Annotated in this window: 20 protein-coding genes and 1 pseudogene; 12 read left to right on the top strand and 9 right to left on the bottom strand. The window is 60.5% G+C overall.

Features of this window, described 5'->3' with window-relative positions:
* Positions 1-5: 5 nt before the first annotated feature.
* Positions 6-1,382: an ATP-binding protein gene (locus tag HV782_RS16685; protein WP_186748270.1), complete on the bottom strand. Its 1,377-nt coding sequence runs from the start codon at positions 1,380-1,382 to the stop codon at positions 6-8.
* Positions 1,379-2,041 (bottom strand): response regulator, encoded by a 663-nt coding sequence (locus tag HV782_RS16680; protein ID WP_123464275.1) that lies wholly within the window; start codon positions 2,039-2,041, stop codon positions 1,379-1,381. Before HV782_RS16680 ends, HV782_RS16685 begins: the two co-directional genes overlap by 4 nt.
* Positions 2,042-2,211: 170 nt before the next feature.
* Here HV782_RS16680 and HV782_RS16675 point away from each other — a divergent pair, with 170 nt between their 5' ends.
* The 6 genes and pseudogenes from HV782_RS16675 to HV782_RS28620 form a co-directional block, all read left to right on the top strand.
* Positions 2,212-2,478, top strand: coding sequence for a PepSY domain-containing protein (locus HV782_RS16675; protein ID WP_123464277.1), 267 nt, complete (start codon positions 2,212-2,214; stop codon positions 2,476-2,478).
* A complete protein-coding gene (locus HV782_RS16670) occupies positions 2,478-3,023 on the top strand; it encodes a cytochrome b/b6 domain-containing protein (RefSeq protein ID WP_186748271.1) in 546 nt (181 codons plus the stop codon). The genes HV782_RS16675 and HV782_RS16670 overlap by 1 nt, the downstream gene beginning before the upstream one ends.
* A 50-nt stretch (positions 3,024-3,073) precedes the next feature.
* Entirely contained in the window at positions 3,074-4,369 is a 1,296-nt protein-coding gene (locus HV782_RS16665; protein ID WP_123464281.1) for a sialidase family protein, read from the top strand.
* Positions 4,369-4,980 carry a hypothetical protein gene (locus HV782_RS16660; protein WP_123464282.1) on the top strand — a complete coding sequence of 204 codons (612 nt, stop codon included), beginning with the start codon at positions 4,369-4,371 and terminating at the stop codon, positions 4,978-4,980. Before HV782_RS16665 ends, HV782_RS16660 begins: the two co-directional genes overlap by 1 nt.
* Before the next feature lie 21 nt (positions 4,981-5,001).
* Positions 5,002-7,029: an LTA synthase family protein gene (locus HV782_RS16655; RefSeq protein WP_186748279.1), complete on the top strand. Its 2,028-nt coding sequence runs from the start codon at positions 5,002-5,004 to the stop codon at positions 7,027-7,029.
* Positions 7,030-7,115: 86 nt separating this feature from the next.
* Positions 7,116-7,220 (top strand): annotated as a pseudogene (locus tag HV782_RS28620) (DUF1801 domain-containing protein); the annotation flags it as partial.
* Between the two features lie 81 nt (positions 7,221-7,301).
* Here the strand turns inward: HV782_RS28620 and HV782_RS16650 are convergent.
* From HV782_RS16650 to HV782_RS16630, 5 genes are all read right to left on the bottom strand, one after another.
* On the bottom strand, positions 7,302-8,765 hold the full coding sequence (locus HV782_RS16650) for a GDL motif peptide-associated radical SAM/SPASM maturase (protein WP_123464286.1): 1,464 nt from the start codon (positions 8,763-8,765) through the stop codon (positions 7,302-7,304).
* Positions 8,766-8,867: 102 nt separating this feature from the next.
* Complete coding sequence (locus HV782_RS16645) at positions 8,868-9,449, bottom strand: DUF1842 domain-containing protein (protein ID WP_123464288.1); 582 nt, start codon at positions 9,447-9,449, stop codon at positions 8,868-8,870.
* Positions 9,450-9,491: 42 nt separating this feature from the next.
* Entirely contained in the window at positions 9,492-10,112 is a 621-nt protein-coding gene (locus HV782_RS16640) for a DUF1842 domain-containing protein (RefSeq protein WP_186748272.1), read from the bottom strand.
* Between the two features lie 34 nt (positions 10,113-10,146).
* Positions 10,147-10,332 (bottom strand): DUF1843 domain-containing protein, encoded by a 186-nt coding sequence (locus HV782_RS16635; RefSeq protein WP_123464292.1) that lies wholly within the window; start codon positions 10,330-10,332, stop codon positions 10,147-10,149.
* A 724-nt stretch (positions 10,333-11,056) separates the two neighbouring features.
* The gene (locus HV782_RS16630; RefSeq protein ID WP_123464294.1) at positions 11,057-11,275 is read right to left on the bottom strand and encodes a hypothetical protein; all 219 of its coding nucleotides are present in this window, start codon (positions 11,273-11,275) and stop codon (positions 11,057-11,059) included.
* A gap of 190 nt (positions 11,276-11,465) precedes the next feature.
* Here HV782_RS16630 and HV782_RS16625 point away from each other — a divergent pair, with 190 nt between their 5' ends.
* Positions 11,466-11,786, top strand: a complete 321-nt coding sequence (locus HV782_RS16625) for a lysozyme inhibitor LprI family protein (protein WP_411353425.1) — start codon at positions 11,466-11,468, stop codon at positions 11,784-11,786.
* Positions 11,787-11,817: 31 nt separating this feature from the next.
* Here HV782_RS16625 and HV782_RS16620 read toward each other — a convergent pair whose 3' ends face one another.
* Positions 11,818-12,753, bottom strand: coding sequence for a LysR substrate-binding domain-containing protein (locus HV782_RS16620; protein WP_186748274.1), 936 nt, complete (start codon positions 12,751-12,753; stop codon positions 11,818-11,820).
* 286 nt (positions 12,754-13,039) lie between these two features.
* Between HV782_RS16620 and HV782_RS16615 the strand changes: the two genes are divergently transcribed.
* From HV782_RS16615 to HV782_RS16595, 5 genes are all read left to right on the top strand, one after another.
* A complete protein-coding gene (locus HV782_RS16615; RefSeq protein ID WP_186748275.1) occupies positions 13,040-13,969 on the top strand; it encodes a LysR family transcriptional regulator in 930 nt (309 codons plus the stop codon).
* Between the two features lie 116 nt (positions 13,970-14,085).
* Complete coding sequence (locus HV782_RS16610) at positions 14,086-15,597, top strand: GMC family oxidoreductase (RefSeq protein ID WP_186748276.1); 1,512 nt, start codon at positions 14,086-14,088, stop codon at positions 15,595-15,597.
* Positions 15,598-15,616: 19 nt separating this feature from the next.
* Entirely contained in the window at positions 15,617-17,074 is a 1,458-nt protein-coding gene (locus tag HV782_RS16605) for an aldehyde dehydrogenase family protein (RefSeq protein WP_186748277.1), read from the top strand.
* 5 nt (positions 17,075-17,079) lie between these two features.
* On the top strand, positions 17,080-18,102 hold the full coding sequence (locus HV782_RS16600; RefSeq protein ID WP_225931022.1) for a catalase family peroxidase: 1,023 nt from the start codon (positions 17,080-17,082) through the stop codon (positions 18,100-18,102).
* Positions 18,099-18,329, top strand: coding sequence for a putative antibiotic biosynthesis monooxygenase (locus HV782_RS16595; RefSeq protein ID WP_186748278.1), 231 nt, complete (start codon positions 18,099-18,101; stop codon positions 18,327-18,329). Before HV782_RS16600 ends, HV782_RS16595 begins: the two co-directional genes overlap by 4 nt.
* Before the next feature lie 366 nt (positions 18,330-18,695).
* On the opposite strand, the gene HV782_RS16590 is transcribed toward HV782_RS16595, so the two are convergent.
* Entirely contained in the window at positions 18,696-19,055 is a 360-nt protein-coding gene (locus tag HV782_RS16590) for a DUF6124 family protein (protein WP_217890319.1), read from the bottom strand.
* Positions 19,056-19,298 lie beyond the last annotated feature (243 nt).

The raw sequence follows: 19,298 nt of genomic DNA, 5'->3' as shown, positions 1-19,298 counted from the left end.
CGGGCTCAACCGATGGACGCTTCATTGATCCGCAACTCCGCACACAGCCCACCCTGTGGCCGGTTGTACAACTGCAAGGTGCTGCCGATCTTGCTGACGATCATCTGCACAATCGCCAGGCCCAACCCGGCGCCGTTGGCATGGCCGTGACTATAAAAGCGCTCGAACAGTCGCGCGTAGTCGAGTTCGTTGATGCCGGGGCCAGCGTCTTCGACGCTGATGTACACCGCGCCGGAGTCTTGCGGCTGCACCTGCACGCGCACCTCGCTGCCGGGCGGGGCGAAGTTCAGCGCGTTCGTAACCAGGTTCTGCAGGGCAATGGCCAGGGCCACAGGGTCGGTTTCGACCGGGCAGTGGTGGTCGCTGTCGAGGATCAGTTCTATATCCTTTTCCAGCGCGAGCGGCGCCAGTTCGGCAAGCTCCTCGCGCACCAGTGCGGTGAGTTCCACGGGGCTTTTTTCCGGATGGGCCAGACGCGGTTCGATCCGCGCCATGGTCAGCAGCTGGCTGGCGATCCGCGTGGCGCGATCCACCGCGCTGACCAGAAATTCCAGCGCCTCCTCGCGTTGTTGCGAGGTGCCGGCGAGCTGCGCGTTTTGCGCATGGATGCGCAGGATCGCCAGTGGCGTGCGCAGTTCATGGGCGGCATCGGCGATAAAGCGTCGCTCCCGCGCCAGCAGATTGTCGATCTGTTGCAACAGGCGGTTGAGCGCGGTTTGCATCGGTTCGAGGTCGTGGGGCAGGGGGCTCAGGTTCAGCGGTTTGAGGGTTTCGGTGTCACGCCCGCGAATGGTTTGCGCCATGCTGCGCAAGGGTTGCAGTCCCCAGCCGATGGTCAGCCAGATCAACGCCGCCAGCGCCGGCACACCGATAACGCTCGGCCATAGTGTGTGGCCGACAATCCGCTCGATCAGGTCCTGACGAATGTCGTCGCGCTCGCCGACCCAGATCAACAACCCTTGCTGCGAGTCCTTGAGCAGAAACGCACACCAGTCGCGGCCGTTTTCCATCAGGTCATGGGAACCGAGGGTGGTCGGCGGCGCATTCAGTTCCGGCGCTTCGGCCGAACGCATCAACAATTGCCCGTCACTGCGCCAGACCTGAAACGTCAGCCGCGTTTCGTACGGATGCGCCGCTTCGCCATCGCCGACCCGGCTCATCGCCTCATCGAAGGCCTGATACAGGCGCTTCCAGTCGTTGTCGCCCGGCGCGCGTTGCGCCAGTACGCCTTGCAGCAGGCGCGCACTCTGCGCCAGTTGGGCGTCGTAGACTTCTTCGATTTCATGGTGGCTGTCGCGCAACACCAGCCAACTGATCAGCACATCGCCGATCAGCACCAGAATCAGTACGGGGACCAGAATTCGCGCGCGGATCGAAATCATGACTTGAGCTCCACGACATAACCGACGCCGCGCACGGTGCGGATCAGACCGGTCGAAAGCTTCTTGCGCAGGTTGTGAATCAGCACTTCCAGGGTGTTGCTCTCGACATGGTCCTGCCAGCCATATAGCGCCCGGGACAAGCGCTCGCGGGTGACCACCTTGCCGGGACGCGCCATCAGTTGATGGAGCAGTTGATATTCCATCGGTGTCACCACCACCTCGAGACCTTGCCAGGTGACTTGCTGGCTGACCGGGTCAAGGCATACGCCGGCATGTTCCAGCACCGGTTGGGCGCGGCCCTGACTGCGGCGCAGCAACGCACGAATGCGCGCCTTCAATTCATCGACGTCGAACGGTTTGATCAGGTAGTCGTCGGCCCCGGCATCGAGGCCGGCGATGCGTTCGGCGGTGCCATCGCGTGCGGTGAGAATCAGCACCGGCAGGTCCTGTTGTGCACCGCGCAGTTGTTGAAGCAGGGCCAGGCCATCAAGCCGTGGCAAGCCGAGATCAAGCAACAGCAGGTCGAAGCTTTCACTGTGCAGGGCGTGCAGGGCGCTGACCCCGTCCTGCAACCAGTCGAGGGTGTAGCCCTCGCTGCTCAAGGCAACACGAATGCCTTGTCCGAGGGCTTGATCGTCTTCAACCAGCAGCAGGCGCATGGGCGGTTCTCAGTGGGCAACAGGGGCGTTGATGGGCGGCATCATGCCGTTGCACAGGGCGCCGTGGCAGTCCGGCCGACGGGAAAGATGTAACCACTCGTTGCCAACTAAGCTTTCACTAAGGTTGCTTTTGCACAGTGAGGCCTTCCTCATCGAGCGAGAGTGTTTCCATGCGCAAACTTCTGCTGTTGTCCCTGATTGCCGCCAGCCCTTTGGCCGTCGCCGGCCCGCAATGCACCACCGCCGAGCGTTCGCAATGGCAAGACCAGAACGCCTTCCAGGCGCAACTCAAAGCCCAGGGTTACCAGATCAGCAAGTTCAAGGTCACTGATGGCAACTGCTACGAGATCTACGGTTTCGACAAGGACAAGCGCAAAGTCGAGATCTACCACGACCCGGTCAGCGGCAAAGCGGTCAAGACCGAGATCAAAGGCTGATGCCGAGCGCGTCCCTGCGCCTGTGGGATCCGCTGGTGCGGCTGTTTCACCTGTCCATCGCCAGCGTCTTCGTCGCCAATTACTTCTTCAATGAGGCGGGTGACGACTGGCATGTCTGGCTTGGCTATTACGCCATGGGCTGGCTGTTGCTACGGATCGTGTGGGGCTTCATCGGGCCGCGCAGTGCGCGTTGGGCGGACTTCTGGCCGACGCCGGCGCGCCTGTTGGCGCACGGGCGGTCGCTGATCGCCGGGCGGCCGGAACATCGCCTCGGGCATTCGCCGATCGGTGCGCTGGTGATGATTCTTATGATGCTGGCATTGTCGACCCTGGGCCTCAGCGGCTGGGCGATGGAAGAAGTCGATGCCCTGTGGGGCGCCGACTGGCCGTTGCAGGTCCACGAAACCGCTGCCGACGGCCTGCTGGTGCTGGTCTGCATCCATGTTGCGGCGGCGCTGTTTGAAAGCATTCTGGTGCGCGACAACTTGCCGTTGTCGATGCTTACCGGACGCCGTCGCCAATTGCCCGACGATGCTGCGCGCTGACAAGGATGTCTGCCAATTGTTAATCCTCTTGTCCTTGCCGCGAGTCCACTATGCGTGCGTTGTCCTTTCGCTTGACATTCATACTCGGCAGCCTGGCCGTGGGCCTGATTTTTCTGGCTGCTTGGCGCAGTCATCCGAGCCATGTGCTGGCACCGTTCGCGCTGGCGACACCGCCGGTTGACGCCGGGCTGCAAGCCCCCGAACCGATGTACAGCAGCCGTTTCGTGTCCTCGGAACTCGACGACTTCGTGCACTCGTCTTCGGTCACCGCGCTGCCCGGTGGTGACCTGATGGCGGTGTGGTTCGCCGGCTCGCGCGAAGGCGCTGCCGATGTGCAGATCCGCACTGCGCGATACGACGCCAAAACCGCGGAGTGGGGCGCCGAACACGTGCTGGCCACCCGTGAATCGACCCGCGACGGCACCCGGCGCTATATCCGCAAGCTCGGTAATCCGGTGATCGCGCTGGCACCGGACCAACGGCTGTGGATGTTTTACGTGTCGGTGTCCGTGGGTGGCTGGGCCACCAGCGCGATCAATGTGATGGTCTCCGATGACTTCGGGCGCAACTGGTCGACGCCACGCCAATTGGTGACCTCGCCGTTTTTCAACATCAGCACGCTGGTGCGCGCCGCGCCGGTATTCCATGCCGACGGTTCGATCGGCTTGCCGGTGTATCACGAGCTCATGGGCAAGTTCGCCGAGTACCTGTACCTGAGTGCGGACGGCGCGGTGATCGACAAATTCCGCATCAGCCGTGGCAAGCATTCGTTGCAGCCGACCATTGTGCCGCTGGACGGACACCGCGCCGTGGCCATGTTGCGTTATGCCGGCGACACCCACCACCGCGTGCTCGCCAGCCGCACCGACGACGCCGGGCAGACCTGGAGCGAACCCTATCCGCTGGAACCGGCCAACCCCAACTCTTCGCTGGCGGCGGTGGGCACGGCGGACGACGGTTTGCTGGTGGCGCTCAATGACCTGCGGGACGGGCGTTTCAAGCTCAGCCTGTACGGCACCGATGCCAATCTCAATGACTGGCGCAGCGTCATCGAACTCGATCAGTCGCCCGATCCGCTCGGCCAGCCGTTCGCCCCCGAAGCCTACAAAGCGATCATCGGCGAAGGCTTTCGCGCCTCCAGCGGTGCGCGGCGCCTGCCGCTGGAGCAACGCTTTCTGAGCAATCTCGATTACCGCGTGTGCAAACCGCAAGGCTGTGACTTCGAGTACGAGTATCCGTACTTCAGCCGTGGCTCGGACGGCCTCTATCACCTGGTGTACTCGTGGAATAACACCTTTATCAAACATGTCAGCTTCAACGATGCCTGGCTGGCGGAGCGCCTGTGATGCTGTTTCTGTGGCAAGCCCATTTGAGTTTTATCCTGCTCGGTTTTGTGCTGCTGAGCGCATTGGCGTTGACCCGACGCTGGCGCCCGTGGCTGTTGCCGGTGTTGGCGGCGCTCGGTTTTATCCCGGTCAATGATCTGCCGCTGGCGGCGTATGTGCGCAGTTACACCGATGACCTGGCAATCACCACGCTGGTGTTGCTCGCATGGGTCAGCCTACAGCGCCTGGGCGTGGTTCAGCCGTTGCCGACAGTCAGGCGTGTGCAAGTGCTGGTGCTGTTTGCCGGGTTGGCGGCGGTGCTTTACCCGGCAACTCTGGGGCTGACCTATGTCGATCCTTATCGCTGGGGCTTCAATCCACGGCCAATGATTGTGCTGATCGGTCTGACGGCGCTGGCGCTGTTGTGGCTGCGCAACACCCTCGGCGTGGCGATGCTGGCACTCGGCACGCTGGCTTTCGCCCTGCGGCTCAAGGCCTCGGAAAACTATTGGGATTACCTGATCGATCCGCTGCTGGCGGGTTATTGCCTGGTGGCCGGCGCCGCGCTGTGCGTGCGGGAAGTCTGGCGTCTGCTGCGCCCGCTACCCGCCGTACCGACATCTTCAATCTGAATCAGGACACTGAGGTCAATGATGGGCTGGATGCAATCGCGGCGTCTGCGCTATGGCGTGGGTGCGGCAGGTTTGGTGTTTTTACTGCTGGCTTTGCTGCGGCTGGTGTTTGTGCTGGGATTCTCCGGAATCGACATCAGCGAGTTTGTCGACAACCCGCAACTGCGGGAAACCCTTGGCATCGGCTTGCGCTTCGACCTGCGTCTGGCCGTGCTGCTGATGTTGCCGCTGGCGCTGCTGGCCTGGCTGCCGCGCTGGAACCTGACGCGCGTTGCGTTACTGCGCCGCGTGGCAAGGGGCTATTGGCTGTTGGTGCTGGGCGTTGTCGGGCTGGTGTACATCATCGACTTTGGCCATTACGCCTACCTCGGGGTGCGGATCAACGCCACGGTCTTGCGCTACCTGGAGGACGCGCAGATCTCGCAGCAAATGGTCTGGGAAACCTACCCGGTGCTGTGGATTGCCCTGGGCTGGCTGGCGGTGTCGGGGCTGTGGTTCTACGGATTGCTGCGCCTGGAGCGGGCGACGCTGGCGCAGGAACCTCGGACGATCCGCCGCACTTCGCTGGTATTGGGCGGTGGGGTGGGGCTGGTCGTGGTGTTGCTGGCGCTGCTTGGCCGCGTCGAAAACCTCAACCTGGAAAACCCGGTGCCGTTGCGCTGGAGCGATGCGTTTTTCTCCGGCAATGGCCAGATTGCGGCGCTGGGCCTGAACCCGGTGCTGTTTCTGTATGACACGCTCAAGGCCGGGCAGGCGCAGTTCGATGAAGCGCAAGTGCGTGCGCATTACCCGGCGGTGGCGCGCTATCTGGGCGTGGATCGGCCGGATGTGCAGACGTTGAACTTTGATCGCCAGCAAGCCGTTCAGCCATATCGCGTTGCCGGGACGCCGAACGTGATGTTCGTCATGCTCGAGTCCCTGGGCACCAGCGCGGTGGGCGCCTATGGCAACCCGCTGAATCCGACGCCGAATCTCGATCGGCTGGCGAGCCAAAGCTGGTTTTTCCGGCACTTTTACGTGCCGGTCACCGGCACGGCAAAAACCGTCTGGGCCAGCATCACCGGGGTGCCGGACGTCACCCGCCAGGCCACTGCAACGCGGCACCCGTTGATCACCCGCCAGCACACCCTGATCAACGCGTTCACCGACTATCAGAAGCTGTACATGATTGGCGGCAATGCCGGGTGGGCCAATATCAATGCGCTGATCCAGCAGAGCATCGAGGGTGTGAAGCTTTATCAGGAGCGTGACTGGCGGTCGCCGCTGGTGGACGTGTGGGGGATTTCCGATCTGGATCTGTTCAAGGAAAGCGACCGCATCCTGCGTGAACTGCCCAAGGACCGGCCGTTTTTCGCCTACGTGCAAACCTCAGGCAATCATCGGCCGTTCACCATTCCCAAGGACAATGACGGCTTTCAGATCAGCCAGCTCTCACTGGAACAGGTACAGGCCGCCGGTTCGCGCAGTGTCGAGCAATACAACGCCGTGCGCCTGCTGGACTTCAATATCGGCAAGTTGATGGAACTGGCCAAGGCCGGCGGCTATTACGACAACACGATTTTTGTGTTCTTCGGCGACCACAACACCCGCATCAGCCAGATCCCGCACATGCCGCCGGCGTTCGAACTGCTGGGGCTGGAGAGCAACCATGTGCCGATGCTGATTCACGCGCCGGGTCTGCTCAAACCCAGGGTTGTCGATGAAACCGTGGGGCTGACGGATCTGTTGCCGACGGTCGCGGGAATGGCCGGCATCCCGTTCAGCAACGGTGCGATGGGCCGCGATATTCAGCAAGCGGCGCCAGAAGGCGAGCGCGTGGTGCCGCTGGTATTGCGCGAAGGCACGTTCCCGTTGATTGGCGGCGTGACCCGGCATCACCTGCTGCAAATGCAACACGATGGCAGCGCACCGACCCTGCATGACCTGCGCTCGCCAACGCCGCTGGACAACGTCGCCGAGCAGCACCCGCAGGAATTTCAGCGGCTGGTGGAATTGACGCGTGGGCTGCATGAAAGTGCGCGGTTGATGTTGTACCGCAATGTGCGCTGAGCCTTGAATTGGCGTGGGGGAAAGTCGCGGACTAGAGTTGCTTCTCTCCGGTCCCGTCGAGCATCCGCCAATGAACAAGACAGAGGGCAGCCAATATCAGTACCGGTGAGACCTACAAGAGCGCGGTGAAGATGACCTTCGCCAAAGGTGCGTCACTGGACGATCCGACGCGGTTGTTCAATGCCAGCCTGGCGAAGAAAGCCTCACCCGGCCCCTGGGGGAGAGGGCCGGGGTGAGGGGGTAAATCCAACTGCACCCACAAATCCCAACCCTTAAACCAATGTACTCGGCGGCGCCCCCAACAACCCCGTCAACGTATTCATGATCGCCTGCTGCCTTGCGCGGTCCGCCAGATACACCGCCTGCGCCGCCGCCACATCCGCCTGGCAATGCGGGCACGTTACCTCCTGCGGATAAATGTATTGCAGGCAACTGCGGCACAGGCTGAGTTGCACCGGTATCCGTCCTTCCTCCGGCGATTGCCGGCCCTGATTGATCCACGCCAGTTTGATCACCTGACCGCTGTCGCTGACGCTGCTGACCTTTTCCCCGGTGTCGATGCGCTCGGTGATCAGGTCGAAACGGCCGACGGCAAACGACTGCTGTGCGGCGTCCTCGACCTTGACGATGCGTTCGCGCAATCCACGTTTTTCCAGCTCCAGCGTGCGGTAGTGGCAGTAGGGATTGTTGCCGGGTTTGCCCAACAGCGAGTGCGACGTCCAAGTGCAGCCGCCGCGACAGACGTCGTTGTAATAACAACTGCGGCAATAACCCCACATATCATCGACCGAACGCAGACGCCCGAAGTGCATGCCTTCGCTGTAATGCCAGATGTCATGCAGGCTCATATTGCGCACGTTGCCACCGGAGAAGCCGACCGTGGCCAGCGACGGACAGCCTTTCACTGTGCCGTCCGCCTCCAGCGCCAGCACCGTTTGCCCGGCTGCGCAGCCACTCCAGTGCACGCGTTCGTCACCGAAACCGCGCCAGATATGTTCATAGGGGCCGTAGTAGCCGATGTTGTTGCCGACGTTCATCAACAGGCCGCGATCCACGCCTTCACGATACAGCCGCGCTAGCAACGGCATCACCTCCAGTAGCTGATACGGCTGCAACAGCAGTTCCGGATGGTCGACGGCATTGCCCATTGCGACGGTGATCTGGATCTGCCAATGGGTCGCGCCGAGTTCGATGATGGTGTCCATCAGTTCGGGCAAATCGGGCAGGGTGGCCGCGCCGATCTGGGTGTTGACGCTCACGGCCAGCCCCAGGGCTTTGGCCCGGCGCAGGGTGTCCACCGCTTTGTCGAACGAGCCCGGCACATTGCGCACGGCATCGTGCAACGGCGCGAGGCCGTCGAGAGAAATGCCCACGCCATTGAGGCCGGCGTCGACCGCCGCCTGCATTTTCGCCGGGGTGAGATTGCGCCCGCCGGTCTGGATCGCGCAGTACATGCCGTGGTCGTGAATTGCCCGGATCAACTGCGTCCAGTCCTTGCGCAGATAGGCTTCGCCGCCGATCAGGGTGATCTCGCGGGTGCCCAGCTCGGCCAGTGCGTCGATCACCTCCAGGCATTCGCGGGTATTGAGTTCGTCAGGTCGGCGATGCCCCGCGCGGGAGCCGCAGTGCAGGCATTTGAGGTCGCAGGCCAGGGTAATTTCCCAGACCACGTGCACCGGCACGTAGCGCTTGAGATCGGTGTCGCTGAGGTAGCGGGCAGGGCGGGCGTCTGACATGGGAAATCCTTACGCACGTACTTGTGCGCGGCACGAATGGATTGACCTTGGTTGTCACAATTCCCGGGCGGAATCATCGCTGACCCCGCCCGGGCCTGACAGTTAGCGCGCTTCCAGGCGCGCGATTTCCGCGTTCAGTTGCTCGAGTGCACCACGCAAGACGTCCTCGTGGGCCAGTTGCTGCTCGGCTTGCCGGACCACGGACTTGAGCTGCGCCAGATCACCACTGGCCTGTGCCTGCTGCACCGCCACGGCATACAACGGCAGGTACGGATGCGGTACCGGTTGCGGCTCGACCGTCGGTGCCTGGTGCACGGCGACATGTTTCATCTCGTGCCACTGGCCCTGTTCTTCATAGCGATAATCGACAAAACCGCTGGCCCAGTCGCCGGCCAGAATGCCTTTGAGGTGGAAGGTCTGGGCGATCTGGCTGAGCGGGCCGCTCGGGCTGCCGTCGAGGGTGAGGATGATGTGGTTTTCGACTTTCGACGTCAGCTTGGCCTCGGAATAACTGCCCCAGACCCGCGCACGAAAATTGACGGTGGGCCAGGTGGCCTGAAAGACACTGGCAATCCCGCTGACTTTTTTGTGCACGGTATCGACCAACAGATCGAGGGTCAGAACCGGGGCGCCAAGCATTGAATTGCTGACATTGAGACGGGTGTGAAAAAGTCCGATCGACATGGTGCTACTCCCTTAAATGAATGGCGGATTCAATGAACGGTTTCAGCGGCTTTGCAGACGGCTGACTTCGCTCTTCGCCTTTTCCAGCGCGCTTTGCAGTTGCGGTTGTTGATCGAGTTGCTGTTGGGCCAACTTCGCCAGGTTTTTCATCTGGGCCAGATCGCCGCTGGCGATGGCGCTCTGAATCGGTGCGGCGTACAGCGGCATGATCGGCGGGTGCGGGAGAATCACCGGGCCGGGTTCGAGCGGCGGGTAGAACGAGTCGACCAGATGCACAGGCGCGTTGCTCACCTCATGCCAGCGCTGGCCATCGAAGTATGCATAATTGGCCACGCCGTCCTTCCAGTCGGTGCCGACCACCAAATGCAGTTTGAACGTGACGATCGAGTTGGCCCCCGGGCCGCCGTGATTGCCTTGCGCGGTAATCAGAATTTTGCTGACACCGGGCGCCATCACGGTCATGTAGGTGTATTCGCCCCAGACGTCCGCGTGGACGTCGAGCGGTGGGTTAATGGCTTGAGTGATCGCCGCCGTGCCGCTGACTTCTTGTTGTGGCGTGGAAACCAGCAGATTTAGCGAAAGCGTTTGCGCACCGGGCGCGTTTGTACCAATGCGATAGCACACCGGGAACAGGCCGACATTTTGCTGAGTGGAACCGGACATGGTGATTGCCTCCATTGCAATGTGGGAAATGGCCTTAACGTTTTTCCAGACGGGAAATTTCCTGGGCCAGTTTTTCGTACGCGTCCTTCAGGTCTTGCGCTTCGGGCTTTGTCGAGTCGCGCTGTTTCAACAAAGTCTTCATGTGGTGCACATCGCCGCCATCAATCGAACTCTGGATGGCGACGCCATACGGCGGGATGACGTGGGAGGATTGGGACATTTCGCGGGTTTCCTCGCAGGTGTGGCTCTACAGCCCCTTTGGGCAAAGGGGCGCCTTTCCTGACAGCCAGGCAGCAGCGTGCAACTCGGCAAACCCGGCAGGGTCTACCTGGCGTGGCACCGCCTGATCCGTCCGGATCTGTTTAACGCTTGAGGCAGTTCGCGCATGGGCGACGCGGCAGCGTCGATGCAGGCGCCAGCGGCGTCAGCCGAACCCGTCGGGTTTCGCGGGTGGCGCGATTGAATGGGTTTGCCATAACGACAAACAGAAGAAATTCGCCTGTACGTTGGTCATCATTCTTTCCTTGATAGAAAACAACGAAACACAGGGATCAGTTGGGCGCTCGAAAGCGTTTACAAGCGACTGCAATCCTTAAAAAACCATCCCTGTTTCTTTACCGGCAATTTCACGGACACCTGTCCGTTTGGTTGGCTGGCATATCGCCAGCCACGCAACCCTAGATCCGATTTCGACGGCCTGCCAGAAAAAGCGCCGAACGGTCATTGGCGCTCTCGGAAGGGACAATACCGGAGGCGAAATCGTGCGCAGACTTATTGGTCTATCACTTTGATTTAAAAGAAAGTGATGGCAGTGTTTAGCGATGTTTAAGAGGGCGTGGAACTGTTTGAAATAAAAACTTCGTGCTTAAAGCCAATTGCAGAACCTCGACGAAAACAATCGCAAACAGCCAACGCCGACCCTTTGCGATCGCCTTCGTAAAAGACTAATTACCGTCGGCCACTTTGCGTTCGATTTCATCAATTTTGTTTTGCAGCGTCTCGGCGTCCTGCTCTTTCACGCGGGTGGACGAGGGGGTGATGATTTCATCCACGGCCTCAGTGTCATCATCGTGATCTTCAAGATCACGCTCGACTACGTGCACCGGTTTGCCGGACGTATCGGTGGGCGTGGCGTTCGGGGTTTTGCTGTCATCGCTATTCATGGTGCAGACCTCCAGTGGTGTAAACATTGGAGGTGACGTTGCGGTGGGCGTTCGATATTTTTGCGTTGCACTGGAATGAGCGGTGCGCAGAAACTTTGCGCCACAACGATGGCTCGAATCGACTCGATCAACGACTGTCCGGATACCTGACGCCATGTCCCCGAAAAACCTCTTTGCAGCTTTGCTCGGTGTGTCTGTTCTGATAATCGGCGAGGCCAGCCACGCCGCCAGTTTCGACTGCGAGCGCGCCAGTGCAGCCGACGAAAAAGCGATCTGCGCCAATCGCGCGCTTAACGATATGGACGTCAGCATGGCGCTGCTCTACAAGCTCGACCGACGCTTTCTGCCCATGGGCGGGCGTGACGCGTTGATCGGGCAGCAGCACGCCTGGCTGAAAAAACGCAGCCAATGCGCGGCTGATGTGAAGTGCCTGACGGATATCTACCAGCAGCGCATTCAGGTTCTACAGCAGATCATTGATACCCGTGTGGTCACTCAGGGGCCGTTTTGAATACCAGGCAGCGCGCCAGGGGGGGCCGTTGTCAAACCAATGGCGGCTTGCGCATACCGCGCAGCGGATCATCGAGCAATCTGAATTGCTCCAGCATGAAATCGACCAGCAAGCGTGAAGACGGCAGCATCCCGTGCCGGGTCGCAAACACCGCATGAATCATTTCAGTTCTCGGCGCCCAGTCAGGCAGCACCACGACCAGTTGCCCTCGTTCGATGAAGTCGTGCACCAACGACATTGGCATCTGCGCAACGCCAACGCTGTCGATCGCCGCGCAGCGCAGCATCGGCAGGCCTTTGGTAATCAGGTTCGGGCGGTGCTGGAGGGTGAATTCCGAACCGTCCTGATGAAACAGAGTCCAGCTGTAATCGCGTTGCGGGCTGCCATGATGAACACTGGGGAACCGTGCCAGATCTTCTGGTGCGCTCGGTGTGCCCAGACGACTCAGCAGTCCGGGGCTCGCAACCAGACACTGTGGGCGCTGGGACATGACGCGGCTGACCAACTCGGAGTCCTGTAGGGGCGGCGGGCGAACCCGTAACGCCAGATCGACACCCTCGGCGACCACATCGACCTGACGATCAGTCGCTTCCAGATGCACCTCCATGCGCGGGTGGATGGCCATGAAGCGCGTGATGATCGCGCCTACGCACTCGTCCAGCAGCACGGTTGGACAGGTGACGCGCAACACGCCGCCCGGTTCGGTGTGAGTCAGGGCAATCGCGGCCTCTGCGGCTTCGGCTTCCTTGAGCATCGCACGGCAACGCTCGTAATAGGTTTGCCCCAGCTCCGTGACCGTGAAGTGGCGGGTGTTGCGGATGATCAGGCGCACGCTGAGGCGCTCTTCGAGCTGGGCGATGCGTCGACTCAGATTGGACTTGGGAATGCCCAAGGCGCGGGCGGTCTGCGCGAAACCGCCGTGATCCACCACCATGACGAAGTACTGAAGGTCATTGAGATCCAGCACGGTCGAAATCCATTCAGTCAGAAGGCGCTAACTATACAAGGCTGATCGTCCCTTGTATGGGAAACACCAGTCCGTTTTTTGCGACTACCGCGGCGGGTCAGCGGGGTTTTAGATTGCCGACGTTGAATGTCCAGGCTGACGTAGCCCCGCTAATCAATCTCAAGCCGACCGTCAGCATGATGGCGAGAAGTTGGCTGACACTCTCAAACAACGTTTTGTTTCAGCCTGCCCCCCGAGACCTGCGCACCGGTTGTGCAGGCCTGTGCGATTTCTTTGGATTAACAACGTGAACAAACTCTGTGAGATGCATGCTTTCGTCATGGTGGTCGACACCGGAAGTATTTCCGAAGCCGCACGCCGTTTAGGGATGGCTAAATCTATGGTCAGCCAACGCCTGCAAAACCTGGAAAAGCGCTTGGGCAGTATTCTGTTGGAACGCGGACGGCAGGCGCGCCTGACTGAGTCGGGCGAGGTGTTTTATCACTACTGCGTGCGCATTCTGGCTGAAGTCGACAATGCCGAAGACGCTGTACAAGCCTTCCAGTCGAGCTTGCGTGGCAACCTGCGACTGGCCGCACCAATGGCTTTCAGCATTCGCTATCTGACGCCGATCCTGTCGTCATTCGCGGTGCGTTACCCGCAACTGCAACTGGATGTCGAGTTTGACGATCGGTATGTCAATCTGCACGAAGAGCGCTACGACGCCGCAATCCGTATTGGCGAGCTGCCTGATTCTTCATTGGTGGCGAAAAACATCACCGCCAACCGCCACGTCATTTGCGCCAGCCCCGACTATCTCGCTGCTCACGGTACACCGCAAACGCCGCAGGAACTGTCCCGCCATTTCGCCATGCTCTATGTCAATCGCGAGCCCCATGGCATGTGGACGCTGCCGGTGAACAACACGCTGGAGTCATTTCGCGTGCGCTGTCGCCTGCGCACCAACAATGCTCATCAACTGATGGAAGCGGCCAAGGCCGGCATGGGCCTGGCGATTCTGCCGACGTTTCTTGCAGCGCAGCCGATGGTCGCAGGCGAACTGCAAGAGGTGTTGCCAGCGTATGCACCGCGCGGCGGAAATATCTCGGCGGTGTACCGCCAATCCCTGCGCGCCTCACCGAAACTGCAGGCGCTGATCAGCTTTCTCAGTGAGCAGATCGGCAGCCCGCCAGCATGGGAAAAACAGCTTGCCGAGCATGCCCGCCAAAGGCAGTGAGTCGTTCGCAATTAACGAAACCCCGATTCGGTTTTTGCCTGCTTATGAGCGTGTGAGTCCTTCCATATGCTTGTTCCCAACAGACGCCATTCCTGCGTCTGACAGGGAAGAAATGCATGAAGAACACCCTTGATACCGTCGACGTACTGATCGTCGGTGGCGGCTCGGCTGGTGCAGTGTTGGCGCGCCGTCTGAGCGAGAACAGCCAGCGCCAGGTCGTGCTGCTGGAAGCAGGCAACAGTTTTGCCGTGAACGACTATCCAGACATTGTCGCCAACAGCGACATTGTCGGCGCCAATGGCAACCCTCAGTTCGAGTGGGGCTACAAAACCCGGGTCGGCTACATCAAGCATCCGATTGGCGCCGTGCGCGGCAAAGTGTTGGGCGGCAGCTCTGCGATCAATGGTGCTGTGGCGATTCGCGCACGTCCCAGTGATTTCGCCCGCTGGAACCTGCCGGGATGGGGCTATGAAGACCTGCTGCCGTTTTTCAAGAAACTGGAAAGCCACAGCCGTGGTGACAGTGCTTTGCACGGGCATACCGGGCCGCTGCCGGTGCAGCAACTGAGCCATCTGGATGTCACGCCGATGCAGCGGGCATTTATTCAGGCGACATTCTCCTACGGCTATAAAGTCATCGACGACTTTGATGGCGCCGATGCCTACGGGGTCGGTCCGTACCCGATGAACGTCGTCGACGGCGTGCGCATCAACACCGGTATGGCCTACCTCAACGATGAGGTGCGCACTCGCGGTAACTTACACATCCACCCTGATAGCCTGGTGGATAAGGTCTTGTTCGACGGCCAACGCGCGATCGGGGTGCAATTGAGCGACGGCACGCAACTGCTCGCCGGTGAGGTCATTCTTAGCGCGGGCAGCTATGGCAGTGCGGCGATTCTGCTGCGTTCTGGCGTTGGTCCGGATGCCGATCTGCGGGCATTGCAGATTCCCGTGGTGGCAACGCTGCCAGTCGGCAAACAGCTGCAGGATCATCCGTTTTACTACAACGCCTACGCGGCCAATCCCCGTTTGATTGGCCGTCAATCCCCGGCCATCGGAGCCAAACTCTGGTCCCACAGCCACAGCGCAGAGCCCGGTGATCTGGACCTGCACATCACCGCGACGCACCTGTTTCCTCACGATCAGAGCCCGACCAACATCGGCTTCGTGCTGGCGGTTGCGCTCACGCGGCCACGGTCCCGGGGCACGCTCACTCTGGCCAGTCGCGATCCGCTTGCAGCGCCGATCATTGATCTGAATTTTCTCGCCGAACCCGAGGACCGTCAGCGCCTGCTCGACGGCATTCGCCTGGCGCGCAGGATCGGTGGCACAGCACCGTTGAACGCCCTGATTCACACCGAACTCAATCCGGGGGCGGGAGTTGCGTCGGACGAAGCGCTGTTGGCCAGCGTCCGGGCGAGCCTGGATACCTATCACCATCCAACTTCAACCGCTCCGATGGGCGGGCCCGGTGACCAGCATGCCGTAGTGGATTTGCAGGCACGGGTCATTGGCCTGCACGGGCTGCGCGTGGTCGATGCGTCGATCTTCCCCGATGTGCCGTCGGTGGCCACCAACATCACTGTGATTGCCTTTGCGGAAAAAATCGCCGCGCTCTACGCCTAATTATCAGGACGATGCTGCTATGAACAACACTCCCGTTTTGAATTGGATCGATGGCCAATGGCTCGATTCCGGTATTTACAAAGAATCGATAGACCCCGCGACATATGAGCAGATTGGTTGTTATGCCGAGGGAGGCGCGGATACAGCGCAACGGGGCATTGAAGCTGCCTTGCGTTCGTTCGCGCAGTCCTCGTGGAAAGACGATCGCGGCCTGCGTGGCACGGTGCTGCTTGAACTGGCGGAGGCCTTCGAACGTAACGCCGAAGCGTTGATTGACATCCTGGCGCTGGAAAACGGCAAGATCCGTCCGCAAGCGGAATTTGAAGTGCGCATGGTGCCGTCCAAATTGCGTTATTACGCGGCGTTGGCACGTACCGAGTATGGACGCGCAGCAGAGCCGACACCGGGGCGGATTTCCCTTGTATTGCGCCAGGCTGTCGGTGTGGCAGGCATCATCGTGCCGTGGAATTCACCGGTGGTGTTGATGATTCGTTCGCTGGCACCGGCGTTGGCCGCCGGTTGTACAACGGTGATCAAAATGCCGGGGCAGACCGCCCAGACTAATGCATCAGTCGCACGGATCATGAGCGAGGTGCCGTCACTGCCGCGCGGCGTGATCAATCTGTTCAGCGAAGCGGGTGCGGCGGGGTCTATCCATCTGGTCGAGTCGCCAAAAGTACCGGTGATCAGTTTTACCGGCAGTACCGGCACTGGCCGGGCGATCTCGGCGGCAGGGGCGCGACACCTCAAGCGTTTTGGTCTGGAACTGGGCGGTAAAACGCCAATGCTGGTGTTCAACGATGCCGATCTCGATGCGGCAGTTCCGGTGCTGCTCAAAGCCTTGACGGTATTCGCCGGCCAGTTCTGCATGACCGGTTCGCGACTGCTGGTGCAGCGCGATATTGCCAATGCACTGACTGATCGTCTGGCGGCCGTTCTTGAGACCGTGCGCGTGGGGCCCGCAGCAAATCCGGCCAGTGAAATGGGGCCGTTGATCGACAAAGCCAATGTGCAACGAGTCAATCAAGTGGTCGAGGAGGCAATTGCCGACGGAGCGCATGTGATTGTGCGCGGTGGGCCGGTCGTGGAGGGGCCACTGGCTAAAGGCGCGTTTTATCGACCGACATTCTTGCGTGTCAGTGATCCGCACATGGCCATTGTCCAACAAGAGACCTTCGGGCCGGTGCTGACCTTGCAGGTATTCGACAGCGAAGCCGAGGCGATCGAGTTGGCCAATAACAGCGAGTTCGGTCTGGCGGCCAGCGTCTGGACCCGTGATGTCGATCGCTCGTTACGCGTTGCCCGCGAGTTGGAGGTCGGTACCGTCTGGATCAACGATTGGGCCATGGTGTTCGATGAATTCGAAGAGGGTGGCTGCAAACAATCGGGGCAGGGCAGGCTCAACGGTGTGGCGGCCATGGATGATTTCATCGAGTACAAACACATCGCACTCAATCCCGGTCTGCGTCAGGAGTGAATGCCATGTGCTTGCAACGCTTGCTGATCGGCGCCGTGCTGGCCGGGACGCTGGCATCATCCTCAACCTTGTTTGCCAACGACACAAGGAACGACGCGATGGCCCCAGAGCCGTTGTACGACGCTTTGCTCGATGCACTCAATGCCACCTTCGGCCGTCATCCGGGGTTTCGTGCCACCCATGCCAAAGGCCTGTTGGTGAACGGTACATTCAGGGCTTCGCCGAGCGCCAGCACCCTCAGCCGGGCTGCGCATTTTCAGGGCCAAACGGTGCCGGTGGTACTGCGGTTCTCCAACTTCAGTGGCGTACCCGCCACCGCTGACGGTGATCCGCTGGCCAGCCCGCGTGGTCTGGCAGTTCGTTTTACCCTGGCAGACGGCGAGGTCACCGATATCGTGACGCACTCGTTCGACGGCTTTCCGGTGGCCACGCCCGAAGATTTTCTGATCTTCCTGCAAGGCATTGCCGCTAATGTCGCCACACCTCCCGATCCGCTGCCACTGCACCGCTATCTGGCGAGCCATCCACGGGCGCGGGCTTTCCTCGATGCACCGAAACCGGCGCCGCGCAGTTATGCGGGGCTCGAATACTTCGCGGTCAACGCACTGGTATTCAGTAATCATCAGGGCGTTCAAACAATCGGCCGTTACCGTATCGAGCCACTGCTCATGCAGCCGCTATTGAGTGACGCCGAGGCGGCGGCGAAGCCGGCGGATTACTTGCAGTCGGAAATGGCAGAGCAACTGGCCAAAGGATCGCTGACGCTGCGTCTGGTATTGCAATTGGCGTCAGCGCAGGATGCGATCGAAGACGGTTCTGTTTCGTGGTCGCGTCAGCATCAGGAGGTCGAGTTGGGAGTCTTCAGCCTTGACTCACTGGAGCCGGCCAATGCGCAACTCGTCGCCCAGCAGCGGTTGGCATTCAGTCCGGGACGGTTGCTTGACGGCATCAGTCTCAGTGCCGATCCAATGACGCTGGCGCGGGATCGCATCTATCAGCGCGCGGTACTCCGGCGACAGCAACGATGAGCAGCCATTCGGGGGCCCGCTGGAAGCACTGGGTATTGTCATGGCTGATCGTTTTGCCGCTGTCGGTGAGCATGCCCTGGGGATTGGCGGCGCTGCTGGAGATGTCGAACCTGCACTGGCCAGCATGGCTGTTCAAAGTGGTAGTGGCCGGGTTGATCTCTTTCAACATGGTCTACTGGATGCTGCCGTTGAGCGCTCGGCTGATGGCGCGCTGGTTGCTGCGTTGAAACCTGCGCGTCGCCCTCCGCTGATGGGGAGGGCGACGCATCGGGTGCAATTCTTGAGAGTGTCGCGATCCTTGGCTTTCGGCAGGAAGACTATGCCGAGTATCGTCGTCATCAGAATAAATGGGGACAGACCACGTTTAGCATTTTTGCTATGAGCGTTTAGAGAGTATTCCGAAAACGTGGTCTGTCCCCTTTTTACCTAAGACTTGTGCTGGCTGTGAGGCCGTCATCGCGGGCAAGCCTGCTCCCACAGGAGGCGGTGTTGCTCACAAACCTGTATTTACACGCAGAACCAGTGGGAGCGGGCTTGCCCGCGAAGGCGTCAGGGGCCACAACGCCTTGCTCAGTCCTTGTCACAGATCCCTGCTATTGAGGCAATTGCAGATTATCCAGCGCGCGGTTCACCGCCAGCTCACTCAGCATGATCAGTTGCGCAATCCCCAACAGCGTCCGGCGCTGCGCTGCCGGCAACAGGGCGGCGGCGTCATGGGCGATGGTTCTGGCTGAAGCGAGTGTGTCGCTGGCATCGACCAGCAGTTCTTCGTTTTTGAAGTCAGCGGTGACGGCGTACATTCCGCGGCTTCTGCGTGGCGGTGGGGGGGAGCCGGGCGGGCAGAGGTAGTGATCGAGGGCGCGGTCGGCGGCTTCGTGGAGTTTTTTTGAGTCGAGGGATTCGTAGGGGGAGGTGGCGTCGGTTTCGGGCGGGTTTGGTGTTGGTTTAATCATGGGTAAAGCCTCTAGAGTAGTGAAGCGGCCACCGTTCGCTGCTAACGAAGGAGGTGGCGGCTGTACGCGGGTTAGCAGACCAGGACTCTAGAACCCGGCGCACCGAAGTGCCCCACGCAAAGCCGCCATAACGGCAACGGACTTTGTGCGTCTAGAGAAAACCCGGGCTGCTAAACCCGATCACTGAACAATCAGCGACCGACCCACAATAGAACCCGCACCCAAGACCCACAAGCCGGCCGA

This window comes from Pseudomonas monsensis (assembly GCF_014268495.2).
In the GTDB taxonomy this organism is placed as follows: Bacteria; Pseudomonadota; Gammaproteobacteria; order Pseudomonadales; family Pseudomonadaceae; genus Aquipseudomonas; species Aquipseudomonas monsensis.
This window is presented reverse-complemented; position numbering and strand designations above follow the sequence as displayed.

Bases quoted from the DNA above. Each gene is read 5' to 3' on its own strand.
- HV782_RS16655 (WP_186748279.1), top strand. From the start codon at position 5,002: ATGGGCTGGATGCAATCGCGGCGTCTGCGCTATGGCGTGGGTGCGGCA.
- HV782_RS16650 (WP_123464286.1), bottom strand. From the start codon at position 8,765: ATGTCAGACGCCCGCCCTGCCCGCTACCTCAGCGACACCGATCTCAAG.
- HV782_RS16670 (WP_186748271.1), top strand. From the start codon at position 2,478: ATGCCGAGCGCGTCCCTGCGCCTGTGGGATCCGCTGGTGCGGCTGTTT.
- HV782_RS16685 (WP_186748270.1), bottom strand. From the start codon at position 1,382: ATGATTTCGATCCGCGCGCGAATTCTGGTCCCCGTACTGATTCTGGTG.
- HV782_RS16680 (WP_123464275.1), bottom strand. From the start codon at position 2,041: ATGCGCCTGCTGCTGGTTGAAGACGATCAAGCCCTCGGACAAGGCATT.
- HV782_RS16595 (WP_186748278.1), top strand. From the start codon at position 18,099: ATGAGCAGCCATTCGGGGGCCCGCTGGAAGCACTGGGTATTGTCATGG.
- HV782_RS16675 (WP_123464277.1), top strand. From the start codon at position 2,212: ATGCGCAAACTTCTGCTGTTGTCCCTGATTGCCGCCAGCCCTTTGGCC.
- HV782_RS16630 (WP_123464294.1), bottom strand. From the start codon at position 11,275: ATGAATAGCGATGACAGCAAAACCCCGAACGCCACGCCCACCGATACG.
- HV782_RS16645 (WP_123464288.1), bottom strand. From the start codon at position 9,449: ATGTCGATCGGACTTTTTCACACCCGTCTCAATGTCAGCAATTCAATG.
- HV782_RS16605 (WP_186748277.1), top strand. From the start codon at position 15,617: ATGAACAACACTCCCGTTTTGAATTGGATCGATGGCCAATGGCTCGAT.
- HV782_RS16665 (WP_123464281.1), top strand. From the start codon at position 3,074: ATGCGTGCGTTGTCCTTTCGCTTGACATTCATACTCGGCAGCCTGGCC.
- HV782_RS16610 (WP_186748276.1), top strand. From the start codon at position 14,086: ATGAAGAACACCCTTGATACCGTCGACGTACTGATCGTCGGTGGCGGC.
- HV782_RS16640 (WP_186748272.1), bottom strand. From the start codon at position 10,112: ATGTCCGGTTCCACTCAGCAAAATGTCGGCCTGTTCCCGGTGTGCTAT.
- HV782_RS16635 (WP_123464292.1), bottom strand. From the start codon at position 10,332: ATGTCCCAATCCTCCCACGTCATCCCGCCGTATGGCGTCGCCATCCAG.
- HV782_RS16660 (WP_123464282.1), top strand. From the start codon at position 4,369: ATGCTGTTTCTGTGGCAAGCCCATTTGAGTTTTATCCTGCTCGGTTTT.
- HV782_RS16600 (WP_225931022.1), top strand. From the start codon at position 17,080: ATGTGCTTGCAACGCTTGCTGATCGGCGCCGTGCTGGCCGGGACGCTG.
- HV782_RS16590 (WP_217890319.1), bottom strand. From the start codon at position 19,055: ATGATTAAACCAACACCAAACCCGCCCGAAACCGACGCCACCTCCCCC.